Annotated in this window: 6 protein-coding genes and 1 pseudogene; all 7 read left to right on the top strand. The window is 48.7% G+C overall.

Translation table 11 applies throughout. The features are described from left to right. On the top strand, nt 1-1,024 hold a 1,024-nt coding region (locus HMPREF9412_RS21340), incomplete at its 5' end, for an Ig-like domain-containing protein (protein ID WP_036672997.1). A gap of 226 nt (nt 1,025-1,250) precedes the next feature. Further along, entirely contained in the window at nt 1,251-1,949 is a 699-nt protein-coding gene (ric, locus tag HMPREF9412_RS21335) for an iron-sulfur cluster repair di-iron protein (RefSeq protein ID WP_009593838.1), read from the top strand. Between the two features lie 202 nt (nt 1,950-2,151). After that, entirely contained in the window at nt 2,152-3,021 is an 870-nt protein-coding gene (locus tag HMPREF9412_RS21330) for a methyl-accepting chemotaxis protein (protein ID WP_009593834.1), read from the top strand. Between the two features lie 178 nt (nt 3,022-3,199). After that, nucleotides 3,200-3,921 (top strand): annotated as a pseudogene (locus HMPREF9412_RS21325) (DUF421 domain-containing protein). A gap of 154 nt (nt 3,922-4,075) precedes the next feature. Then, the gene (locus HMPREF9412_RS21320; RefSeq protein WP_009593837.1) at nt 4,076-4,957 is read left to right on the top strand and encodes a diaminopimelate epimerase; all 882 of its coding nucleotides are present in this window, start codon (nt 4,076-4,078) and stop codon (nt 4,955-4,957) included. Further along, nucleotides 4,938-5,747 carry a class I SAM-dependent methyltransferase gene (locus HMPREF9412_RS21315; protein WP_009593835.1) on the top strand — a complete coding sequence of 270 codons (810 nt, stop codon included), beginning with the start codon at nt 4,938-4,940 and terminating at the stop codon, nt 5,745-5,747. Before HMPREF9412_RS21320 ends, HMPREF9412_RS21315 begins: the two co-directional genes overlap by 20 nt. Before the next feature lie 23 nt (nt 5,748-5,770). Beyond that, a partial coding sequence (locus tag HMPREF9412_RS21310) for an opine metallophore biosynthesis dehydrogenase (protein ID WP_009593839.1) occupies nt 5,771-6,232 on the top strand: 462 nt, incomplete at its 3' end.

Genomic DNA, 6,232 nt, shown 5'->3' with positions numbered 1-6,232 from the left:
CGATCAAGATGGAATGCCGAATGATTGGGAGATCTCCCACGGGCTGGATCCGAAAGATCCGAGCGACCGCAATATGACCAATAACGAAGGATTTACGAATCTGGAGCTGTATCTGAATTCCATACCAGGAAACGGATCGGCCAATCCCTCAGCGGTCATTACCGCCCCGGCAAACAACACGGTGGTAAAAGCCGGCTCGAACGTCACGATTGAAGCGTCCGTTTCCGATGAAGACGGCAGCGTAACCAAGGTGGAGTTTTACCGGAACGGAGAAAAGGTTGGGGAGGACGAAAGCATGCCGTTCCGCTATCAGTGGACGGATGTTGCGGATGGCACCCATTACTGGGCCGCAAAAGCGATCGACGATACAGGCACGATGGCATTCTCAACGAGCGTGGTCGTTCATGCGAACACTAAAGGGAGCATCAGGCCTTGGAAATCGGCCGATGTCGGCAGTCCGGGAATTCCGGGACACACGCAGCTCGGCGGCGCGCCGGGCGAGGTGACCGTCAAGTCCGCGGGTGATATCGGCGGCACGAAGGACGTCTTTCATTTTGCATATCAGAAGGTAAAGGGAGATGCTGAAATCGTTGCCCGGATTGAAAGCATCACTCCCACGAATGAGGAAGCGGAAGCCGGCATCATGTTCCGCGAGAGCCTGAAAGAGGATGCCTCGTTCGTTTCCCTTGTCGTCCCTTATATTCGCACGGGGAAAAGAGGCGTAACCCTTAGTCGAGCCGAGGAGGGCGGCGAGGTCGCGAGGATTCAGCCGGATCAGGAATTTCAGCTGCCATACTGGATCAAGCTTGTCCGCAAGGATAATCAATTCACATCGTTCGTTTCTCAAGATGGAACCAGCTGGACCACGGTTGGAAACGTCCAAGTCGATTTGCCGAAGCAAGTCTATGTCGGGCTTGTGGCGGATGCGGCTAAAGTTAACAATGAGACGTGGAAATACAATACTTCCACATTTTCCAATGTAAATATCTCGGCGAAAACAGGCATCGGTCCGAAGGCCGAGTAATGTGAACGATGACGAAGAAACTGGGCAGCTTTAAGAACAAAACAGGGATGATTTCATCCCTGTTTGTTGTTGTCCTGGCTCCCGTGGTCCTTTCGATACTATCGTTCACATAGTGTTACATTTCAGTATGACTGCAATCACATATGCGGGGATGGGAGTTTCATATACTTGAGTTGTAAGAGTGAAAAAGTTCACAAACACGTATTTAGTCTAGGGAGGTTTGAATATGAGTTCATTCACGCTTCAGAGCCAAGTATCCGATATTGTGACATCCATCCCGCAAACCGCGGATTTATTTCGATCCCTCCGCATCGATTTTTGTTGTGGCGGCCAGGTGCCTTTGGAAGAGGCAGCCAAGCAGCGTCTTTTGGATCCAGCCGCCGTTCTGGAGCAGGTTCGGTCCGTAGAGAGCAAGTTTGCCGATTACCAGGAAAGCCGTCCCGCTTCATTGAAGGAATCCGAACTGATTGATCATATCCAACAAAAACATCATGCCTTCCTCCGTGATGAATTACCGGCATTAACGCCCTATGTAACGAAATTGGCCCGTGTGCATGGAGAGCATCACCCCGAGCTGCTTCGCGTGCAGGAGCTCTTCTCGGAATTGAAAAAGGAGCTGTTAGAGCATACGAAGGACGAGGACGAGCATGTATTTCCGCTCATCTTGAAATTTGTGGCGGACCCTAGCCACCAAGCGGCAGCAGAGCTTAAGCCGCACGTATCCGAACTGGAAGATGAACATGCTCATGCCGGCAGCTTGCTGCAGGAGCTCCGGGACGTAACATCCGATTTCGAGCTTCCGGCTGATGCCTGCGGTACGTATCGGCTTGTCTTTCAACGGTTAGCCATGCTTGAAAAGGACACCTTCGAGCATATCCATCTGGAAAACAACATATTGTTTGAGCGGCTGCGCCAAGCGGTATAACCTTTCGACAACGTCCCTTCCTCACCGAATGAGGAAGGGATTTTTATTGTTCCAGCCCAACATCCTACTCAACGATTCGCTGCATTCGGACGATAAATATAGTGATCAGAAGGGAAGATGCGGTTCCCAATGATACGCCTATAAGCTTGACGACATTGAATGGCGGACAATAGCGCCCGTATGAAGGGTTGGGGGAGATAGCATGAGCAATGTAACTGAGGAACAAACGCAGCACGAGATGATTGGGGCCTTTGTCAAGGTAGCTCCACTTTTGAAAAGTCTTACGAATGATGACATCACGATTGGCATTTACGACACGGAGAAGCTCATCATCAACATTCCGGGAAGAACCTTTTCGCTGAATGTCAAACCTGGGGACCCGCTCGTGGAGGGGGACATCGTAACCGATGCCATCCGCAATAATAAAGCTATATCGGCAGTCGTTCCGAAAGAGCTGTTTGGATTTCCGCTTGCTGCACGGGCGATCCCGCTGCATGACGAGTTTGGCAGGGTAATCGGCGGCGTAGGCATGGGTACAAGCCTTGAAAAAGCGAATATGCTGTTTGAGATGGCCGAGAGCTTTTCCGCGATTGTCGAGCAGACCACCGCATCCATTGAAGATATTAGCCAATCCATCGCCCGCCTTACCGATCGGGTATCGGACGTAACCGGCCAAATGTCGGAGGTTAGCTCCAGTGCGCAGCAGATCGGCAAGATTTCCACCGTCGTGAAGGAAATTTCGGATCAGAGCAGCATGTTAGGCCTTAATGCTTCGATCGAAGCGGCAAGGGCAGGGGAAGTCGGTAGGGGATTCTCGGTCGTTGCCGATGAGATTCGGAAGCTGGCGACAAGCTCCAAAGAAAACGTGGACCAGATTAATGGCATCACCAAGCATATACAGGATTTTCTACAGCGGCTAAATCATGCTTTTGACGATATCCACACGCTGACCGATACCCAGTCAAGGACGATTCAGGAGTTCTCGGCAACGATTCATGAGATTAGCATCAAGGCTGAGGAACTGGCACAGGTTGCTGAAGAAACCTTATATTCCAAAGAAAATAAGCAATAGAATAACCGAAACTCTCCTAATTCTTTAATTTTATTTGCAGGAAGAAGAAATACGCGGATGTATTTCTTCTTTTTTTATTTGATTGATGAGCTCCTTTATATACTCGATCTTGTATAGGGATTGGAGCATAAGGGGAACTTACTGAATATGTCAGATTTTGTGGAAAGGGCTGAATGGATTGGAATTTTTTGAAAGCCAAGAAACGCTGACGTCCGTCCAATGGATCTTAAGAGGCATCGTTAGCTTTGTTTTTTACTTTTAGTAGCGAAAGTAATGGGACAGCGTTCCATTTCTCAATTAAGATTTCTAGATTTCATTATCGCTCTCATTCTCGGCAATATAATAGCTCACCCGCTCTCAGACGAGGAACTGGGCTTGGAAGGATCAATGATCACCACCATCGTGATCATTGTGCTGTATGTCGCGGCGACATGGCTGAGCCTGAAGTGGCCGTTCATCAAACGTTATCTAGATCCGCCACCCATCACGCTCGTTAAAAATGGTCTCATCCAATTCCATAACCTGTCTAAAGCAAGGATCTCCGTCGATTATTTATTCTCCGAGCTTAGAAAAGAGAAAGTAGAGGATATACAGAAAGTATCGCTGGCTTTGTGGGAACCGGGGGGAACCATTTCCGTATTCGTGGACACTCCATACCAACCGGTTACTCCGTCTGATATGAACATAGTGACCCAACCATTTACGATCTCGAGGCCGATTATCGTGGATGGAAAAATCGATATGCTGCTCCTTCAGGAAATCGGAAAGGATCTTGATTGGCTCAAATTAAAAGTAACGCCTGCTCATAAGAATATTCAAGATGTGGCATTAGCGACCATTAACGATAAAGAAGACGTGCGCTTCTATTCCAAGCAAGATAGCCAGTATACGCATAAATAACTCTTCCGATGATGACGTCGAAAGAGTTTTTTTCTTGCTAAAATGTTGACTATTTCGAAAAGCCATGCTATATTCTCATCATTCTTAATCGTAATAATTACGATTAGAGAACATCAATCCAACTGGCAATCCATTGGAACAGAGGGAGCCCGTGATGAAGCAGAAGATCGATTTTGTGAAATGCAATCCTACGCAGAACATGACGATTCTCATTAACACCAAGCTTCCGCCCGATGAACATAAACGCGTCGCTGCTAAAATCATGTCATACGACAATGTTTATGCTGAGCAGGTTGGTTTTATCGAACAATCCATGAAAGATGATGCGGATGCGTTTCTGCGGATGGCAGGAGGTGAATTTTGCGGGAATGCTTGCATGGCCCTAGCGGCATACCTGGCTGAGGTTCAGGGGATAAAACGACATCTAACAACCGAGTTTCGACTAGAGGTTTCAGGGGCGGAGCGGTTAGTGTCATGCCATATAACAAAAAACAAGGAGGATTATCGCTGCAGGGTCAACATGCCGCTTCCGGTGAGAATTGATCAAACGGTCCTTCAAGACGGATGCTCCCTTGTTGATGCGGTTGTCGTTCGATACAAAGACTTTGTTCATTTTGTGATTGAAGTGGAGCGCTTCGATGCGCAAATGAACAGCAGCATGTTGGCCATGGCCAAGCACATCGGACCCTTTCTCGATGCAAGAATGGTCGGAATCCTGTTATACAACTCCCGCATTAGGGAACTGACTCCGCTCATTTATGTACCGGAGCTTAATAGCGCGGTGTGGGAAAGAGGTTGCGGATCCGGCACCGCTTCCGTAGGCGCCTACTTAGCTTGGAAGCATAAGAGGGGTGTCGAGGCTTCCATCAAACAGCCCGGCGGAACGATTCATGTAAAGGCCCTATTTGATCAAAACCGGTTGACGCATCTGGAAATCGAATGGGCCGTTGGCATTGCAGCTCAAGGCATCGCATTCATTGATCTGAATGAAGACCATATTGCGGGGGTGGGAAATCGTGAAACTAACCATGTTTGATCAATCCTTGGCTGAATATTTAACAAGGTTTAAGTACTACGCAGACCGCTTCGATGATATTTCCCGTCACCGAACGGAGCTGGAACGTCTGGTCGATGATTATTCAGCATTTATTACCGACCAGTCCAACTCCAACATATGGGATGAGCTGGAGCGGCAAGGAGCTGGAGGTTTAAACGGGCTTGCGGAGGAATTGAGAGCGTATTCGGCACGCGGCGTAGCGACTCTGGAGAAATATCGCGCATTGAAATTGATCAAGGGAGACACGGGGATCACCGATTATTTCAGGAATATCGAAGAATGCATCGAGAAAGAGTTCGGAAGCTTCCAAGTGACTTCGAAGTCGATCGTACTGCTGGTTGGATCCGGCGCATTTCCGATGACGGCTCTATTGATTGCCAAGCGAACGGGAGCCGAGGTGATCGGCATCGACATTGACGATGAGGCCATTAGGCTCGGGGTAAAGGTTATCGAGACATTAGGCCCGGAGCTGAAGATCCGGCTGGAAAATACGCCGGTAGAATACCTTGATTACATAAAAGAGGTCACCCACATCATTTTTAGCTCAACGGTTGCCGAAAAGTACGACATGTTGCAGCGGTTACATCCACTAACGAATGAAGAGGTCGTTGTGGCCATGAGGCACGGAAACCGATTGAAGTCTTTATTCAATTACCCCATGAAAGAAACGGATGAGGACAAATGGAAACTCGTTGATACGGTATTGCGCCGAAACGATATATTCGACATCGCGTTGTACAAAAAAGCATCATTGCACATGGCAAATTGAAGTGAGGTGTCCTTGTGAGGGATATGAAGCGAGTCCTGTTATTGGGAACGGGTCCTGCCGCCTTGCAGCTGGCAGTGATCCTTAAGAAAGGGTTCCATTGTCATTTGGGCATTGCCGGTCGGGCATCGGTCCGTTCCGCGGATTTTTTTGAATCGCTTGCGGCCAGCGATCAAAGGGTTCGCGTAAGCATCCAAAACGTAAAGCATCTTGCCATGGAAGGCGAATGCCGCTTGGACGAAGTATACCGAGGCTTTGAAGCCATCGAAGGCCAGTGGGATACCCTGATTTTGGCAGTGACCACCGACGCTTATATGGAAGTCATGCGACAGATCGACCAAGACGTTCTACGAAAAATCAACAGCTTGGTGCTGATCTCGCCTACATTCGGTTCCAACAGCTTGATAGCCGGTTTTATCAGGCAGTTCAATCCGGCTGCGGAAGTCATAAGCTTTTCTACATATATCGGGGACACCAGGTGGGTGGAT

The sequence above is a fragment of the Paenibacillus sp. HGF5 genome (genome assembly GCF_000204455.1).
In the GTDB taxonomy this organism is placed as follows: domain Bacteria; phylum Bacillota; class Bacilli; order Paenibacillales; family Paenibacillaceae; genus Paenibacillus_AQ; species Paenibacillus_AQ lautus_A.
The sequence above is the reverse complement of the archived record's forward strand: the minus strand, read 5'-3'. Positions and strand labels throughout refer to the sequence as shown.

What these genes read in the sequence shown, in the direction of transcription:
- HMPREF9412_RS21330 (WP_009593834.1), top strand. Translation starts at nt 2,152, where the DNA reads ATGAGCAATGTAACTGAGGAACAAACGCAGCACGAGATGATTGGGGCC.
- ric (WP_009593838.1), top strand. Translation starts at nt 1,251, where the DNA reads ATGAGTTCATTCACGCTTCAGAGCCAAGTATCCGATATTGTGACATCC.
- HMPREF9412_RS21320 (WP_009593837.1), top strand. Translation starts at nt 4,076, where the DNA reads ATGAAGCAGAAGATCGATTTTGTGAAATGCAATCCTACGCAGAACATG.